Source organism: Vibrio sp. 1457, from assembly GCF_033340195.1.
Classification (GTDB): domain Bacteria; phylum Pseudomonadota; class Gammaproteobacteria; order Enterobacterales; family Vibrionaceae; genus Vibrio; species Vibrio alginolyticus.
Map to the genome: position 1 here is coordinate 66,088 of NZ_JAWOWA010000007.1, position 17,048 is coordinate 83,135.

Genomic DNA, 17,048 nt, shown 5'->3' on the forward strand with positions numbered 1-17,048 from the left:
AGCAGTTAATTTTAATTACAATTTATATATTGCACATACGATGCCAACTTTTATTTTGTTATTTTTCAACAACTTAAATAAAGCCTCATATTCAACGTTATCTTCGTCTGGTAAATTTCGCTAACCAAGTGTCAAATTAACCATGCGAATTTAAAACATTAGAAACATACATATTAGAAATACTTTGTCAGGCAGTTTTCTCATCAGATAATTACGTAACTGCCCACTAAAAAATCACTTTGAATCAAAATGCGGAAACAAAAAAGCAGCCCGAAGGCTGCTCCTAATCGTTAACATCAAGCTTGTTAACTCGATACGCTTGCTTCAACGCTCGACGTCACTGGCGACTTTCTGAAACGATTAATCAAACGATGGATAAACCTCTTAATCGATCTGAAAATATTTTTAATATCTTCAAGCATTAAATACAAACAAGGCACCAACACTAAAGTCAGAACCGTTGCGTACAACACCGCAAAGCCCAAAGCGACAGCCATCGGTATGACAAAACGCGCCTGCAAACTCGTTTCAAACATTATCGGCAATACACCCGCAAACGTCGTTATTGAGGTGAGCGTGATAGCTCGAAAACGAGCACAACCCGCCTCAACAACCGCTTGTTTGATGTTCATACCCTTTTCTCTCACTTGGTTTACGTAATCTGTCATAACCAGAGAGTCGTTAATAACCACGCCAGCAGCGGCGATCAAACCAAATGTCGACATCATACTGATGTCTAAACCTAGCCAGAAATGGCCCCAAATCGCCCCCGTCAGACTAAACGGAATGACGGACATTACAATCAAAGGTTGGGTATAACTTTTTAACGGTACAGCTAACAAGATGTAGACGATGATCATGCCTGCAATAAAGAACAAAATCTGTTCATTACGCTGCGCAGCCTGCTCTTCAATATCACCACCCAATTCTGTTTTCACACTCGAGAACGCTTGCTTCATATCCGGCAAGATATTGTCGTCAATGACCTTAACGATTTCTTGAGGCTCAACCAATTCTTCGTCTATGGAACCATAAACATAAACGGTTTGATACCCGCCTTCACGTCGAATGCTACTCACGCCCGGCTGCTCATTGATCTTCACCACATCACCTAGCATGACCTTCTTACCTGCTGGTGTGGTAATCACAGCGTAACGCAATGATGAGAATGCTTCACGCGTCAATTGCGGGTAACGCACCATAACTTTAATTTCTTCACCATCACGAATAATGCGCTGTGCTTCGCCACCATAAAAGCTGCCACCAACTTGCTCTGCGATCATGGTGAGATCCAGACCGAGATCGTACGCTACAGGCGCAAGAGACAGGAGTACTTCTTTGCTTCCAGAATCAATAGAAGATGAAATATCATATAACCCTTCTTCCTGCTGTAAACGCTCTATCAAGTAACGCCCAGCCTCGTTGAGCTCATTGATGTTAGAGCCAAACAACAAGTAGCCAAACTCATCTCTGTCACCACCACCCGCACTCTGCTCACGGATTTTGATGCTCTTCATACCTGGAATAACAGGCATAGCTTCACGCCAACGTCGAGCCAGTTCAAATGTATTGAACGGGCGTAACTCTTCATCAACCAAAGGTACTAATACACGACCTTCGGTGCGGCTTCTGTTGTACGACAGCACATCACGAATCATTCCTTGACCATGTTCTGCAATGGTCTCAGATTCGATCTTTTGCATGACACGTTCAATAGTCTTGAGTGCACTGATTGTCTGCTCACTTGAAACGGTATCATTCATTTCAATAGTGATCGCAGGATAGTCGGTCGGCACTTTAGGGTTAGGGATCATCCGAACATAATTCGCGTTGATCAAAGCCGCGCTGATCAGCAGTAAACCACAGAACACCGCAAACACTGTCCAGCGCCAATGGGTGCATGTTGTTACAAAGTTACGATACGGACCGTTTACAAAGCCGAAGAAACGTTGGTTGAAACGATCTCGCCATCCACCAGGTTTGACTGGTTTAAAATGGGTATGCGCAAGGTGTGCAGGAAGGATCAGCTTCGATTCAATCAAACTGAAGATCAAACAAAGAATCACGACCCCCGCGATACCATAAAAGAAGGCACTATCAATACCACTAGACAACAAGAAAGGAGCAAACACAGCAATTGTGGTTAACACACCGAAAGTAGCTGGTGTGGCAACACGTTTTACACCACGAACCACGTTTTCGACGCCACCGCCTCTTTCTTCAATTTCGCTGTAAGCGCTCTCTCCCATCACGATGGCGTCATCAACTACAATACCGAGCACCATAATGAAGGCAAAAAGAGACACGATGTTTACCGTTATCCCTAATGCAGGCATCATCATTACGGCACCGAGAAAACAGACAGGTAGCCCAATCATTACCCACATAGCCAAGCGGAAACGTAGGAAAATGGTCAGCATAATCGCGACTAATGCAGCGCCTTGCAGCAAGTTTTTCAACATCATGTCGAGACGCCCATTTAAATAATAAGTCGTATCAACTAAGACTTTGAGCTTAACATCCTGCGGTAATGTCTTGTTTTTTGCTTCAATATAATTACGAACGGACTGTGCAACAGGGATAATGTTCTGGTCACGAGTTGCTTCAACAGACATGTAGATCGCATTTTGACCTGAGTATTCAAAGTAGCGCTCTTCTTCCGTAAAGCCATCTTTTATTGTGGCAATATCTTGCAACAGAACCTTTGCACCATTTGCGCCAAGCTTTACAGGAATATTTCTAAACTCATCACCACGGTAGTATTGGTTTTCAATCCTTACTGCAATCATCCCTGAGTTTGTTTTTACTTCGCCCGCAGAAAAGTTGGCTGAGTAACGGCTGATCGCGCTGCTGATATCGCTCAACGTCAGGTCGTATTTACGAAGAACAAGTGGGTCAACTTCAATCGCTATTTCTTCTTCTGGCGCACTCAGGTACACCAGCACGACGTTTTCTAACTGAAGTAATTCATCTTCGATTTGCTTAGCAAGCGGTTTAAGCTCCTCGAGCGGTCGGTCCCCAACTAACCCCATTTCAATTACATCTTGGCGCCATTCAACTTGGTAAACATTGATTGGTTCCATACCCGCTGGTAAATTAGACAAGGTATCAATACGTTGGTTTACATCATCTAAGACACGCTTGATATCGGCATTAACGTCTACCTCGATGGAAACATACGCGCTACCTCTAGAGGCCGTTGAGACTGCTTTTTTAATCCCGGTGACGTCTTTAATCGATTCCTCGACCTTAACGAGAATACTCTCTTCTATCTCTTGAGGAGAAGCGCCAGGATAAGTCGCACGAACATCAATGTAGTTCACCTCAATATTCGGAAACATCTGCCTTTGAATAAAGAGAAAGCTCACCACACCCATGATAATGATGAACACCATCAAAAGGTTGGCAGCGACGGGGTTATTCGCAAAATAGGCAATTAAGCCCTTTTGTTTAGTATCTTCCATGACATACTCCTACTTACTGTACGACGGTTTCGGAGTCGTCACTCTTTTTTGCGATTTGTACCGCCATGCCTTTTTGAGGGTACTCGGGCAAGGTCAGTACCAACTTATCACTTTGCTCTAAACCTTCGCCCACCAGCAAAAACTCACCTTCTGCTCTCAAAACCGTGACAGTTCTGGGTTGAAGTTGATTATCGCCATTCACCACCCACACGGTACGGTTTTTAACTAATTCCTGTGGTAAGCGATAGATATGCTTAAGTTCCTTACCAGTGAAGCTCACTTCAACGTAGGAGCCGAATTTAATTGGAGGCTGCTGGTTATCGACACCGTATGGGTCCGCGATTTGAATGACCATGTTAATCATTCGGGTAGCGCTATCAATCATGCCTAGATCACGAACTACTCGACCTTCTCTAGTGGTAGAAAACACACCTTGCTGCGTCACTGTCGCAGTGAGTTCACCAATGGATTCGGGTAAAAATGCACTATCAAAACCGGCAATGGGTACGTGCACCTCTGCCACTTCGATGTTGTTTAACGTGGCAACTCGAGAACCAGATGTAACAAATTGACCAACACCAATATCACGCTCAACAACCAGCGCATCGTAAGGTGCAACGACTTTGCAATTTTCTAACTCTCTTTTTGCTCGTTTGAGTGCCGCTTGAGCCGACTTCACTTGGGCTTGTGCGCTCAAAACGTGAGGTTTGCGTAAATACAAATCCGTCACTTGCTTATCGCTCAGTCTCTTTGCCTGACGTTTTGCCACTTCGGCTTTCGCTTGTTCCTCAATCAAGTTTGCGCGTGCACTAGCTAAATCGGCTTCAGCTTGTAAAACCGACGCTTCATAGTTGTCACTTTCAATTGTGAAAAGAACCTCTCCTCGTTTCACGATGCCACCCGTTACAAAATTCGGGTGCCAACTTATCACTTCACCACTGACTTGCGCGGAAAGGTGTGTTTTTTCAAAAGGGACTAATTCACCGTGACTGGTAATCACCACTTTGTGATCAGTAGGAAAAAGAGAAGAAGCCTGAACAGTAGGTTCTGTAATTGCATCTTTGGTTGACTCTTTTTCCGGCGCAGTTGCGGCAATTGCAGCATATCCTGCATAAGAGCCTCCAACGACGACGAAGGGTAAAAGCCAACGTAATATGGGTTTTGCTAACATCGAAAATCCTTTTTTATTGTTGTTTTCAACACCACACTTTTATTCAGTCCATTGCTCCCGGTAAGCATGGTGGTGAGAGAATTGAATTTGAATAAACATCAAAGCGGCGCTTGCCTAGTCTTTTAAGCAGCAAACTAGATAGTTATTGCCAATTCAAAGTTAATAAAATTAACAAAAAATTAACCAACTGCGCAAGTTGCTCTGACTTAACTTTTATTCTAAACAGCAAATGACATGCCAAGCATTTATTTATTAAAAATCATATGGTTATATAAAAATCATTATTTTGTCCAGTGTGCTATTGGTCATAATCACCAGATATTAGTGATTATGACCAATACGGCCATAATGATAATTAAAATAAATGATTATCTGCGCTCTAAAAGTTGAACTTAGTGCAGGCTCTATGGCAATTCATTGATTAATCGCTCGTTATCAAACGGTTCTGGGTGCATGTGGCGTCAGCTTAAGTCTATAATTTGGAGTAGGTAACACTCTGTAAGACAAGGAAATGTGCTTTGTTACAAACGCTCGCCAAGTTGCTCTTCCCCTCGCTGCTCACTATTTTATCGGCATGCTCATCCGTATCGTTGAATGACGCCAGTGAAAAGTCCACCAGCTTTCAGCTCGGTTATCAAAAGGATTCTGTTCTTGCGCAGTACTTTGAAGCTTACGGGAGAGACCCTAAGTCCATAACTGGCTTTGCACCGTTAAATCAGGGACACGATGCCCTTCTTGCTCGAACCTCTTTGATCGAGTCCGCCCAGAAAAGCCTTGATCTTCAATACTATATTTACCGTGGTGACGAAACGAGTCAGCTAATAACGTGGCGCTTGTATGAAGCGGCAAAGCGTGGTGTTCGAGTAAGGCTGTTGCTTGACGATATGCAAAAGCGAAACGACGATGTGATGGCAGCCCTCAATGCACATCCTAATATAGAAATCCGCTTATTTAACCCGCATCAGTATCGCGACTCCCGTTGGTTCGCTCTTGCTAGCGATTTTGAACGCCTTAATCGTCGTATGCACAATAAGTCTCTGATTGCAGACAGTGTTTCCGCCATTGTCGGAGGTAGAAATATCGGCAATGAATACTTCTCTTTTGAATCGCAAGTTGAGTTTGGTGATTTTGATCTTCTGCTCTATGGTGAGGCGGTACAACAAACTGCCGATCAGTTCGACCTCTACTGGAATAGCGCCTATTCGATACCAATGGAATGGATTACACCGAATTCACAGCAAATTACCGACCAAGCGATTCAAAAGCAGGTCAATAAACTCCGGTTAGAGGAAAAGTTTTCAACCGGCCGCTATGACTTCACCCAACTGGATATGTACCAAGATCTAAAACAAGGCAAACTCAAGCTCTACTGGGGAGAAGCGAAAGTATGGTTTGATCTGCCCGATAAAGTCGCGACCCGAGAGAGCCAACTTATTGATAATTTGTCGGAACTGGTTAAAAGTGTTGAGGATTCATTTGTGCTCATTTCTCCTTATTTCGTTCCAACTGAAGTAGGTACTCAAGCATTAAGTAACGCGGCCAAGCGAGGCGTTGATATCACGATTGTGACCAATAGCCTCGCGTCTAACGATGTGTTTGCCGTGCATGGTTGGTACGCAAAATATCGAAAAGATCTACTCGAAGCTGGAATCAAGCTTTGGGAAGTAAAAGCGAGCGCAAAACTCAAAAGTAAGTGGAGCCTTACGGGGAGTAGCAGAGCAAGTTTACACGCTAAAGCAATGACGATTGATAACAAAACACTTTTCGTTGGTTCAATGAACTGGGACCCACGTTCGGCAGCTTTGAATACCGAAATGGCCGTTGTTATCGAACAGCCAGAATATGTGCAAGTGTTTCTAGAACAACTGCCGAATCAACTGTCGAGTAACGCCTACGCCTTAACTCTGCGCGGCGGGGACATTGTCTGGACCGACGTAAAAACAGGCGAAGAATACGACTCCGAACCAGAAGCAGGAGTATGGCGAAAAATGGGCGCTTGGTTCTCCGGAATATTACCGATTGAAGATCAGCTATAACAGCTGCCAATACTGCAAATCTCCCCAGTCAAGCAAAACAAAATGGACGCTAGTTTTGGGCAGGGGACACAACCAACATAAGGAAGTTCAATGCCAGCGCAATGGAATGAATACTATCAGAAAATTTTAAGCCAACCTCACCGCCCAAGCGTGGAAAATGCCGTAAATCGACTTAAGATAGAAGGCAAAGTCGCTCTTGATATTGGCTGCGGAATAGGTCGAGACAGCCACTTTCTCCTCGAAAAGGGATTTAAGGTTCACGCATGTGATAGCAACGAAGATGCAGTAAAAACTTGTTTAACACGCTTTGAAGGTAACAAACGATTTTCGGTTTCGCAGTGCTGTTTTACTGAGTTTAATTATCCTCAGTGCAGCTTGGTTATCGCAAATGCCAGTTTGTTCTTTTGCCCTGACAAAGGCTTCAAACAAGTCTGGACAAAAATAGACAGCGCATTACAACCGAGCGGTATCTTCTGCGGCGATTTCTTGGGAGTGAAAGACTCCTGGGTGACCTCCGAAATGCATCCAAACATTACCGCATTAACGAAAAAGGAAGTGGAAAGCTTATTCGAAGGTTACGACCTCATTTCATTGCATGAAAGAGATGAAGACGGGACCACTGTAGTCGGAAGCCAAAAACATTGGCACATGTTTAGTGTGACCGCTCGAAAGCGCTAAAAATGGTCTCTCGATAAAGAAAGCAGCACTTCAAATCAGTGCTGCTATCAGAGATTAATTGACGGGATACACCACTTCAAAACGCTCTAAAACCAGCGTACGTTTCTCATGCCAATCGATGTTCAACTCATCGCATTCAGCTTTAAAAAATGCAGTATGAGCATCACGCCACCAGTTTAAGGTTCTATCACCTTCTCCTTCTGCGAAGGCAAACTCTGCGGTTACATCCTCATATTTGCATGTACTTACGTCAGTAATTCGTATCACGCAAACCGGGTCCCCATCCCAATTCGTCACTACTTGTAAATGACCGACTTGGGGCATGATTTCACCATGCTCTCGATACCAAAGCTCCAAACTGCACGATGCAGTTTTCTGTCCAATACGAACCAAATCTGCGCATACATTCGCGTTGTATTCATCGGCACAATAATAGTCAGCACTGACTGATGGTACAGCTTCCCTTTGTTCTGGTGATAATAGTTCTAGGAATTGTTCTAAGTAATCCTTAGCTCGCGCGTCCATGCTCACTCCATTAATCATAAATTCGCAAGGAGGATAAAAGATATCACAACAAATAACCACCAGGAACAAGCTGAAAAACAACAAGAATATGACTTCTACGTAGACGACTGTTATTTCTTTTGTAATAACTTTGCTAAACGTTTGTGCTATTTGCTATTGTTGCATGGTCTATCTGTACTCTTCTCGTGAAAGGACGTTATATGCGCTTATTTATTGGTATTTTTTTCTCGCTGATACTTGCCTTGCCAACAATGGCATCGGAGGAAAAGTATTCAGAATCGGATCTGTTAGATAGACCATTAATGGAACGCTACATTTTAGATGAACTAAAAGCGCTGCGTCAGGACTATCAAAGCCTAGAAAAGCGAATGATCACAGAGATCACCGATCGCGAGCTAACGGTCGCAGATAAATCGTTGAACTATGCCAACGTGACCGTTACATACTTCTTCTACATCATTGCTGGTGTCGCATCGCTGATTGCCTTTGTCGGATGGCAATCTCTGCGCGAGTTTAAACACAACACCAAAGAGATGGCTGATAAACGATTGGAGAAGATCGCCCAAGAATACGAGAAAAAGTTTGTCGCCCTTGAGCGAGATTTAAAACGCAAAACTCGCATTATCAGCGAAAACAACAAAGAGATTGAGAAAATCAACGAGATCCATAACTTATGGCTACGTGCACAAAGCTCTCAAACTCCAGAACAACGTATTGAAATCTATGATGAAATCTTATTAATTCGTCCAGGTGATTTAGAAGCGTTGACTTACAAAGCCGACGCAGCGATGGAAATCAACGAATACCATTGGGCACTTAGCATTTGTAACCGCGTACTTGAAGTCGATTACACCAACGGCCCTGCACTGTATCAACGCGCGTGTGCATACTCTCGCCTTGGTATCGAAGAGCAAGCTATTGAAGACTTGGAACGCGCAATTGAATACAGCCCATCCATTCGTGATTTACTTGCCGAAGAACGAGACCTCGAATTGCTGCACGGTAATGAGCGTTTTGAAAAGCTCTTACATCTAGCAAGCGAATAATGGAATAAACAGCATGAGCAGCCACTTTAATCTAGAAGACGCTAGCCAAGTATTGGTTGGCGCTTTTGCCCTAGCAGTCCCGATCTCATTTTCGGAGGAAGCGTGGCGATTGGGTGAGAGCCTACCAATGGCAAACTTGCTCATGCTGTTAAGTCTTTCTGTCATTTTCCTCAGTTTTTTCGCGTATCAAAGCGTGTTTCAAAGCCACATCAAGAATCGCGTATCCATCTTTATTTTTCGTGTGGTTATTGCGTACCTCATTGCGGCCGTTGTGGTAGCGTTAGTTCTTTTCTGTCTTGATAAACTGCCACTCATGAATGAGCCTTTGGTTGCGATAAAACGCGTTATCGTCATCACAATGCCTGCTTCGATGGGCGCGATCGTAGTCGACAGTTTCGACAAAGAATAGAGATAATCGCTACTCTTCTTCTAACGTTAAGTTCGACCCCGAGTGGTCTTTCCCTAATACATCTTCTGGGTTTCGCAGTGCGCAGGTTTCTAACGACAAGCACCCGCAGCCAATGCATCCGCCTAAATCGTTTTGCAACGCTTTAAGTTTTTGAATCTTTTGTTCTAACTGTTCATGCCAATGGCTTGCCATTTCTTCCCATTGCGCTTTGTTAGGGGCTTGGTGTTTCGGCAGTTCATCTAACGCATGTTTAATTTCTTCTAACGACAACCCAACTTGCTGCGCTGCTTTGATCACCGCAACACGGCGCAACACACTGCGATGGTAGCGACGCTGATTACCTTGATTTCTCCAGCTCGAAATCAGTCCTTTTTGCTCGTAAAAATGTAGGGCAGATACTTTCACTCCAGAACGTTTTGCCACTTCTCCTACGCTGATTTCCATCCTTGACTCCCTGTGTATCAATTTTGTTAAAAAAATGCTTTACCTCAAGTTTACTTGAGGTTTTAAAGTTGCACCATCTTAATTAACGCTAAACCCCGGCGATCTCAAGATAATGTGTTCAGCGCGAACGACTTGGTTGTTAAACACAAGACAGTTGGACATCAACCTTTTGAAATCCATCGGGAGTTAGAGGCAAACATAATGAAAAATAAAACTCAGCCGTACTTAGCTGGCCGCTTCTTCGACAGCATTTCCTCTGGCTTATTCATGATGGCGCTGCCATGGGTCATGCTTTCCGAACCTAACATGGGCACTTTCGTAGCTTTAGTTTCTCTGAGCTGCACCGCGATTTCTTTTCTAGCAACGCCTTTCTTTTCCACTTTAATTGACCGACATTCACGCAAAGTACTACTCGTGCTCAATCAATGGATTCAATCGGGTATGGCTTTGGTGGTGTTCATTGCTTATTGGTTAGGGTTTGAGTCACACTGGTTGCTGGCTTTTGCGCAATTGGTGTATTGGGTTTCGAGTAATTTTGCATGGACGACCAACAACGCCTTCACCCAAGAAAATTATCAGCACCATGAGTATGCGAAAATTTCGGGTCAGCAAGAAGTTGTAATGCAATCCACAACCCTCGGAGCTGGCGCGTTGGGTATTGTTTTGCTTGAAATGTGGGGTATGAAAGAGTTTGCTTTGTTTGCGGCCAGCGCCTCTGCGTTAGCAGCGATGTTCTATATTCTGACGCCTTATACCCAACAATTAAGGGCATCAAAATCCGTTGCTTTCATCGCGCAACTCAAAGAGAGCAAACAAATATTCCGTCTCGAACCTCGATTTTATGGCTTTATTCTGCTCTCTTGCCTCTCTTATCCTGCATTGACGTATTTGAGCAAACTGGTGCCGATTTGGTTTTCTGAACAAGGCATCTCTGGCGATTGGTTTGCAGGGTTCAACATCAGTTTTGGCCTCGGCTCGTTGCTAACCGGCTTTATTGTCACCAAAGTGCTAAGCCGTGCCTCCCATAGCCACATTATGTTCGCTTCGATGGTTATGGTCTCTTTTGCGCTTATCGGTATGAGTTTTGCGATGAGCCCGCTGACCATCTTATTGTTTACGGCGCTGTTTGGCGTATTTAACGCGCTAAATCGCATTGCGAGAGTCAACTGGATGCATCATACCGTAGCGGTTCATCAACGAGGTCGCGTCGATGGCGGCATCAGCATGTTTGCCACCACCATTCAATCTCTCAGTTACGTGTTAATCGCGATGTTAAGTCATTACGAGCTAACACAATACGGTTTTGCAATAGCAGCTGTTGTCATGGTGTTAGCAGTGGTTTTGATGGGATTACTCAGCCGAGACGTCGAGCCGTTTAACGACCTGCCCCTTCATGCAGCAGCAAAGTGAAGCATAGAAGTTGAGAAGTTGAGAAGTTGAGAAGTTGAGAAATTGAAAAAGCGAGATAAGAAGGCAACCAACATCGTCTTCCTATTTTTTACGCCAGCACTTTTGCCTCTATCGCTTATCAGCAAGGTTGGGTATTCTGAGGTGACCAACATGAGCAGGGGGAAATCGCAGTGAACTTAAGGCAATTAGAAGTCTTTTACGCCATTATGCAAGCAGGAACGGTGTCAGGCGCGGCTCGCTTACTGCACGTTTCCCAACCTAATGTCACTCGAGTTCTCGCCCATACAGAACAACAACTGAGCTTCGCTTTATTTGAGCGTGTAAAAGGTCGCCTCGTTCCCACTCAAGAAGCCAAAGCCTTATTGCCAGAGGCTGAAAAAGTCTATCAACAACTCGGACAATTTCGCTCTCTGACCAACAAAGTCAAACAGGGAACTCAACATTTACGAGTCGGTGCCCCGCCTGTTTTGGCCGCGCACTTGTTAGCGCCGACTGTCGCGTTGTTGTCGAAAGAGCACGGCATCTCCTTTGAGCTATTAACGGCCAATCGCGATGAGCTGTGCTCAGGATTACTGAAACATGAACTGGATGTCGCCATTGCGTTCGGTGAAGAAACACCACCAGCGATCATGGGGCACGTGTTATTGAAAGAAAACTTAGCACTGATTGCTCCTAAAAGCGCAGCGATACCCGCAGAAAAAACCGTCATTTTAGAAGAACTCATCAGTCACGATTTACCCATTATCGGTTTAGATAGCCGAGACCCTCTGGGCTTGCTGTTACATCAAACCTTGTCAGCGCGTGACGAGCATTATCAACATGCCATTACCGTCCGCAGCTACTCCGCGGCGGCTGAACTGGTGAAAAACGAAGCAGGATTCGCGATTGTAGACCCTTGGACTGCAAAACAATATCGCCAAGATAATGCCGTTTCCGTGCATGCTTTGGAGCCAAATATGTCATTCTCTGTCTCTATTTTATTCGCAGAGCACACACCTCAATCCATTGCGACAAAGCAATTTATCACCGCTCTAAAACAACAGATGGTTTAAAGGTATAACCTGAAGTTATACCTGCCTAACAAATAAGCATTCGGTTTCCTAAATCAGTCTGGCTAAATTAATGAGCAATAACGATGACGAAGGGAACCATCATGCAAATTGCTCAACCTTACCTACTTTTTCTTGGCGATGTAACCGATCCACTTGCAGCAAAAACCGCGCGTGGCATTTACCAATGGCGACCTGAGATTTGCCTTGGCCAAATCCGCCTGACGCCAGAAACCGTATCGCTTGGTTTAACCGACATGACAATACAACAAGCGCAGCAGCAAGGAGCAAAAACGCTGGTGCTCGGCACGGCAAATCCAGGAGGCGTCATTCCCGAAGCTTGGCAAGCAACCTTACTTGAAGCGGCAGAGATGGGATTTGAAATTGCATCGGGCATGCATCAACGTTTGGCGGAATTTTCTCCTCTTGCCGATCTAGAACAACGCGGATTAACCAAACTGTATGATGTTCGCCATTATGATGCCCCGCTCAAGGTCGGCAATGGCAAAGCTCGTGCAGGCATGCGAGTACTTACTGTAGGAACAGATTGCTCCGTTGGCAAAATGTACTCTGCCCTTGCCATTGAGTATGCATTGAAGCGTAAAAACTGTCGTGCAGAGTTCAAAGCAACGGGTCAAACCGGAATTCTCATCGCAGGCAGTGGCATTTCGATTGATGCCGTAGTTGCCGATTTTATCTCCGGCGCAGTAGAAGCGATCAGCCCTGAGTTCACCGATCACGATTGGGACATCATCGAAGGGCAAGGTTCATTGTTTAACCCTTCGTTTGCTGGCGTAAGTTTGGGCTTACTTCACGGCGCACAAGCTGACGCTCTGATACTGTGCCATGAGATTGGTCGCCCGCACATCCGCAACTTACCACATGCGAGCTTGCCAACCATTGAACAAACGATAGAAGCGAATCTGGCCGCTGCTCGCCTAACAAATCCAAACGCTCAATTAGTGGGTATTTGCTTGAACACTTCGGCGGTCAGCGAAGAAGATGCAGCCCAGTTATGCCAGGATTGGAGCGACAAATACCAAGTGCCCGTCACCGACCCTGTACGTTTTGGCGTTGATGCGGTTGCAGATAGGCTCCTTACGATTTAAGAAACATTTACGGTTTAGAAAATAACTGCGGTTTAGGGAAAACTAGTGAGATGAAAATTCATGTAGAACCTGTCACGATTGCCATGGCGACACCATTTCGCATCTCTCGCGGCAGTCGGACAGAGTGCCACGTAGTCCGCGTGACAATTGAACATCGAGGCATGACCGCCCAAGGTGAATGCACGCCATACCCTCGTTATGGTGAATCGGTTGAATCGGTGATTAAGGCGATTTCTCACGCCGCGCATGAACTGCAAAGTTTGTATGCCAAAGGCGAAGCTGATGTCATGGTTCTCAAAAGCCAGCTTCAATCGTTATTACCCGCAGGGGCGGCAAGAAATGCATTGGATTGCGCCCTTTGGCATCTTCACGCGCTTTTGAGCCAAAAGCAGCAGGTTCACGACCTCTTTACTTTACCCGAGGCGATTGTGACGGCGATGACGGTTTCTATCGACAAGCCGCAAGCGATGGCAAAACAGGCACAAGCTTACCTTAGCCAAGGCGCAAAACTGCTTAAGGTAAAACTGGATGGTGAAAACGTGATTGAGCGCGTTGCAGCAGTACGCGATGCCGCGCCGCACGCACAAATTGTCTTAGATGCGAATGAAGCGTGGCAAAACCTCGACCTCGCGACGGTATTTGCTCAACTCGAACCGCTAGACATCACCATGATCGAACAACCGTTGCCACAAGACTGCGATGACGTACTCGCCAGCATTCCGCACCCCATTCCACTTTGCGCCGATGAAAGTTGTCACACCAGAGAGCAATTACATCAGCTGGTTGGAAAATATGAAATGGTGAATATTAAGCTAGATAAAACTGGCGGGCTCACTGAAGCACTATTATTAGCCGACGACGCCCAAAAACTCGGTTTTAGCCTCATGTCCGGTTGTATGTTGGGGACGTCGCTTGCGATGCGTGCTGCCTTACCCATTGCTGCTCAGGCAAGCGTTGTCGATCTTGATGGCCCGGTGTTGCTCGGACAAGATGTAACGCCAAGCTTGGTTTATCGCGACGGCGAAATCGTTCTTTCCAAATAGCCTAAACAATCCAGAGGTTTTGCTCCAAAAGTCAGAACCTCTGAGTTTATGATCTCGATTAAAAAACAATCAGCCCCATCATGAAATAAATCACATAAATTATATGGTTATTGAGGCATGCTAAGATTCCAGTAGTCCAAGAAGGTGGTCTTATGCATCGAGTCATCCGGAAAATGACATGGAAGACGAATAGGCGGTAATCCCGCCCTACTCCAATGCAGTGCGTGGGTTTCTATAACAACCCACTTCCTAGCAATTCGTAGGTTTTTCACGCCATCTTGCAAGGAGGCTTTATGCCTATCAATAAAATACGCAATATCGCTTTTGTCGGTCAAACCGGGACCGGTAAAACCACACTGATAGAAAAACTGCTCTTCACCTGCGATGCCACCCACCATTTAGGCAGCGTAGAAAAAGGCGATACTGTTACCGACTTCGACCCTCAATCCATCCAATATCAACACAGTATTGAAGCAACGCCAGTCGCACTGCGCTGGAATAAACACCGGCTCAATATCATCGACACTCCGGGACAAAACGAGTTACTTGGCCGTACTATCAGCGTTTTTCCTGCCGTTGAAACATCCGCCCTTGTCATCGACCCTCAAACACCACTTAACCAAACTTCCGATCGCTTATTCACCTTTGCAAAAGAGCAGCAAAAATGTCAGATGATCATCATCAATAAGCTCGATAACCACGGTAGTCAGTTAGAAAGATTGATGGAGAACATCGTTGAGCATTTTGGTGACCACTGCTTGCCGATCAACTTACCTTCGGCTGACGGGGAATCTGTAGTTGACTGCTATTTCGAACCAGAATTGGGACGAGAAACCTTACTTGCAACGGTAGATGAAGCTCATGAGACCTTAATTGACCAAGTCATCGAAGTCGATGAAGAACTGATGGAACTGTATCTGGAACAAGGCTCCGAACTCACCGCAGAGCAACTGCATGATCCGTTTGAAGAAGCACTGAGAACTGGACATGTGATTCCGGTCTGTTTTGTCTCAGCACAAACCGGCACGGGCGTCGAGTTGCTGCTGCGCACCTTGGCGGAGATCATGCCCATGCCAAACGAGGGTAACCCTCCTCAACTGGAAAAGAACGGCAAAAAAATCAAAGTAAATTGCGAAACCTTAGAGCACACCGTCGCACACGTGTACAAAGTCAGCGTCGACCCATATATGGGAAAACTTGCCTACTTACGTGTGTATCAGGGGGAAATCAATGCGGGCAGCCAGCTTTATATTGGCGAAAGCAACAAGGCATTTAAAGTTGGGCACTTATATCAACTGCAGGGCAAAGATAGAACCGAGATCCCTCGCGCGCTTGCGGGCGACTTCTGCGTTTTAGCCAAAGTGGATGATCTCGAATTCGATTCAATCGTTCATGACTCTCACGAAGAAGATGGAGTTCAACTCAAAACGTTGGATCTTCCTGACTCCATGTATTCTTTGTGCTTGAAGCCTCTTAAGCGTGGAGATGAGCAAAAATTAGGAGATGTGCTGAATAAAATTGCCAGTGAAGACCCTTCTCTGCGCATCGAACATCGCGCTCGCACCAACGAAACCATCATCAGCGGCCAAGGGGAGTTTCACCTCAAAGTCGCATTAGAAAAGATGGCGAACGTGTACAAACTGGACGTCGAAACCTGCCAACCAAGCGTCGAATACTTTGAAACCATCACCAAACCTGCCGAAGGGCATTATCGACACAAAAAACAAAGTGGCGGTGCAGGTCAGTTTGGTGAAGTGCAATTGAAGGTTCGTCCACTCGAACGTGGCGCCGGATTTAAGTTCATCAACAAAGTGGTGGGTGGCGCAATTCCAACCGCGCTCATTCCTGCTGTAGAAAAAGGTATTTTGCAAGCGTTAGAGGAAGGCGCGATTTCTGGCAACCCAATTAAGGATGTGGAAGTCACCGTTTATGACGGTAAATATCACTCCGTCGATTCGAAAGAAATTGCGTTTGTCATCGCAGGTAAGAAAGCGTTTTTAAATGCGATTAACAACGCCGATCCTATTGTGCTAGAACCCATTGTCCAGATGGAACTGCACATCCCAACCGCGAATGTTGGCGATGTTTCTGGTGATTTATCTGGCAACCGAGGCTTAATCGAAGGCTCCGAGCCAATCGACAGCAGCTTCACCTTACTCAGAGCCAAGTCACCAGTAAACGAGCTGCAAGATTACGCTCGTCGATTGCGCTCCATCACGGGTGGTGAAGGCAGCTTTAGTATGACCTTAAGCCATTACGAGCCCGCGCCACCAGCAGTGCAGAAACAAGTCTGCCAAGGCAGTGCACAACAAGGTTAATTCCCTACGATTCAAATCAATCACATAAACAAAAAAGCGCCCTCATTTTGAGGGCGCTTTTAGGTAAAAGAAAAATTATTTATCGAGAGACAAACCTATCTGACTGATTTTGCTTTCAAACTCTTCGATGCTGTTCGCTTTGTAAGTCGGAGCACCGTTAAAGTAGCGCGGTTTCTCTGGCAGCATCGCATTTTTCAGCTCTTGTTCTTGGTCGATATTGTCATGGTAAACCGTTACACGATTTGGAATATCCTGCTTCATTACAGCCATTTTGGTTCTCCTTTATTAAGACGAATAGTAAGCGTAGAACGAATTTAACGGAGTACAGGCGAGACTGTGTAAAATT

At 45.3% G+C, this 17,048-nt stretch carries 14 protein-coding genes; 9 read left to right on the plus strand and 5 right to left on the minus strand.

Annotated features, from left to right (window positions below):
* Window positions 1–305: 305 nt before the first annotated feature.
* Both R7Z41_RS09445 and R7Z41_RS09450 read right to left on the minus strand, forming a co-directional pair.
* Window positions 306–3,464, minus strand: a complete 3,159-nt coding sequence (locus tag R7Z41_RS09445) for an efflux RND transporter permease subunit (protein WP_213896679.1) — start codon at window positions 3,462–3,464, stop codon at window positions 306–308.
* A gap of 13 nt (window positions 3,465–3,477) precedes the next feature.
* Window positions 3,478–4,635, minus strand: coding sequence for an efflux RND transporter periplasmic adaptor subunit (locus tag R7Z41_RS09450; RefSeq protein WP_025767993.1), 1,158 nt, complete (start codon window positions 4,633–4,635; stop codon window positions 3,478–3,480).
* 518 nt (window positions 4,636–5,153) lie between these two features.
* Between R7Z41_RS09450 and R7Z41_RS09455 the strand changes: the two genes are divergently transcribed.
* Both R7Z41_RS09455 and R7Z41_RS09460 read left to right on the plus strand, forming a co-directional pair.
* Window positions 5,154–6,671 carry a phospholipase D family protein gene (locus R7Z41_RS09455; RefSeq protein WP_206970391.1) on the plus strand — a complete coding sequence of 506 codons (1,518 nt, stop codon included), beginning with the start codon at window positions 5,154–5,156 and terminating at the stop codon, window positions 6,669–6,671.
* Between the two features lie 90 nt (window positions 6,672–6,761).
* Window positions 6,762–7,349: a class I SAM-dependent methyltransferase gene (locus R7Z41_RS09460; protein WP_005373885.1), complete on the plus strand. Its 588-nt coding sequence runs from the start codon at window positions 6,762–6,764 to the stop codon at window positions 7,347–7,349.
* 54 nt (window positions 7,350–7,403) lie between these two features.
* Here R7Z41_RS09460 and R7Z41_RS09465 read toward each other — a convergent pair whose 3' ends face one another.
* A complete protein-coding gene (locus tag R7Z41_RS09465; protein ID WP_017635141.1) occupies window positions 7,404–7,874 on the minus strand; it encodes an ASCH domain-containing protein in 471 nt (156 codons plus the stop codon).
* Window positions 7,875–8,074: 200 nt separating this feature from the next.
* On the opposite strand from R7Z41_RS09465, the gene R7Z41_RS09470 reads away from it, so the two are divergent.
* The gene (locus R7Z41_RS09470) at window positions 8,075–8,920 is read left to right on the plus strand and encodes a tetratricopeptide repeat protein (RefSeq protein WP_005373890.1); all 846 of its coding nucleotides are present in this window, start codon (window positions 8,075–8,077) and stop codon (window positions 8,918–8,920) included.
* Between the two features lie 13 nt (window positions 8,921–8,933).
* Window positions 8,934–9,329 carry a DUF2391 family protein gene (locus R7Z41_RS09475; protein WP_005373896.1) on the plus strand — a complete coding sequence of 132 codons (396 nt, stop codon included), beginning with the start codon at window positions 8,934–8,936 and terminating at the stop codon, window positions 9,327–9,329.
* Window positions 9,330–9,338: 9 nt separating this feature from the next.
* Here the strand turns inward: R7Z41_RS09475 and soxR are convergent, their stop codons facing one another.
* Entirely contained in the window at window positions 9,339–9,773 is a 435-nt protein-coding gene (gene soxR / locus R7Z41_RS09480) for a redox-sensitive transcriptional activator SoxR (protein WP_005373898.1), read from the minus strand.
* 201 nt (window positions 9,774–9,974) lie between these two features.
* On the opposite strand from soxR, the gene R7Z41_RS09485 reads away from it, so the two are divergent.
* The 5 genes from R7Z41_RS09485 (at window position 9,975) to fusA (ending at window position 16,702) form a co-directional block, all read left to right on the plus strand.
* Window positions 9,975–11,183 (plus strand): MFS transporter, encoded by a 1,209-nt coding sequence (locus R7Z41_RS09485; protein ID WP_132936992.1) that lies wholly within the window; start codon window positions 9,975–9,977, stop codon window positions 11,181–11,183.
* A 170-nt stretch (window positions 11,184–11,353) separates the two neighbouring features.
* Entirely contained in the window at window positions 11,354–12,235 is an 882-nt protein-coding gene (locus R7Z41_RS09490; protein WP_025767997.1) for a LysR family transcriptional regulator, read from the plus strand.
* 101 nt (window positions 12,236–12,336) lie between these two features.
* A complete protein-coding gene (dgcN, locus tag R7Z41_RS09495; protein WP_318136357.1) occupies window positions 12,337–13,341 on the plus strand; it encodes an N-acetyltransferase DgcN in 1,005 nt (334 codons plus the stop codon).
* Window positions 13,342–13,391: 50 nt separating this feature from the next.
* A complete protein-coding gene (gene dgcA, locus R7Z41_RS09500) occupies window positions 13,392–14,384 on the plus strand; it encodes an N-acetyl-D-Glu racemase DgcA (protein WP_033906306.1) in 993 nt (330 codons plus the stop codon).
* A 293-nt stretch (window positions 14,385–14,677) separates the two neighbouring features.
* Complete coding sequence (gene fusA / locus R7Z41_RS09505; protein WP_206970392.1) at window positions 14,678–16,702, plus strand: elongation factor G; 2,025 nt, start codon at window positions 14,678–14,680, stop codon at window positions 16,700–16,702.
* Window positions 16,703–16,777: 75 nt separating this feature from the next.
* Here fusA and R7Z41_RS09510 read toward each other — a convergent pair whose 3' ends face one another.
* Entirely contained in the window at window positions 16,778–16,972 is a 195-nt protein-coding gene (locus R7Z41_RS09510; RefSeq protein ID WP_005373920.1) for a hypothetical protein, read from the minus strand.
* Window positions 16,973–17,048: the final 76 nt, after the last annotated feature.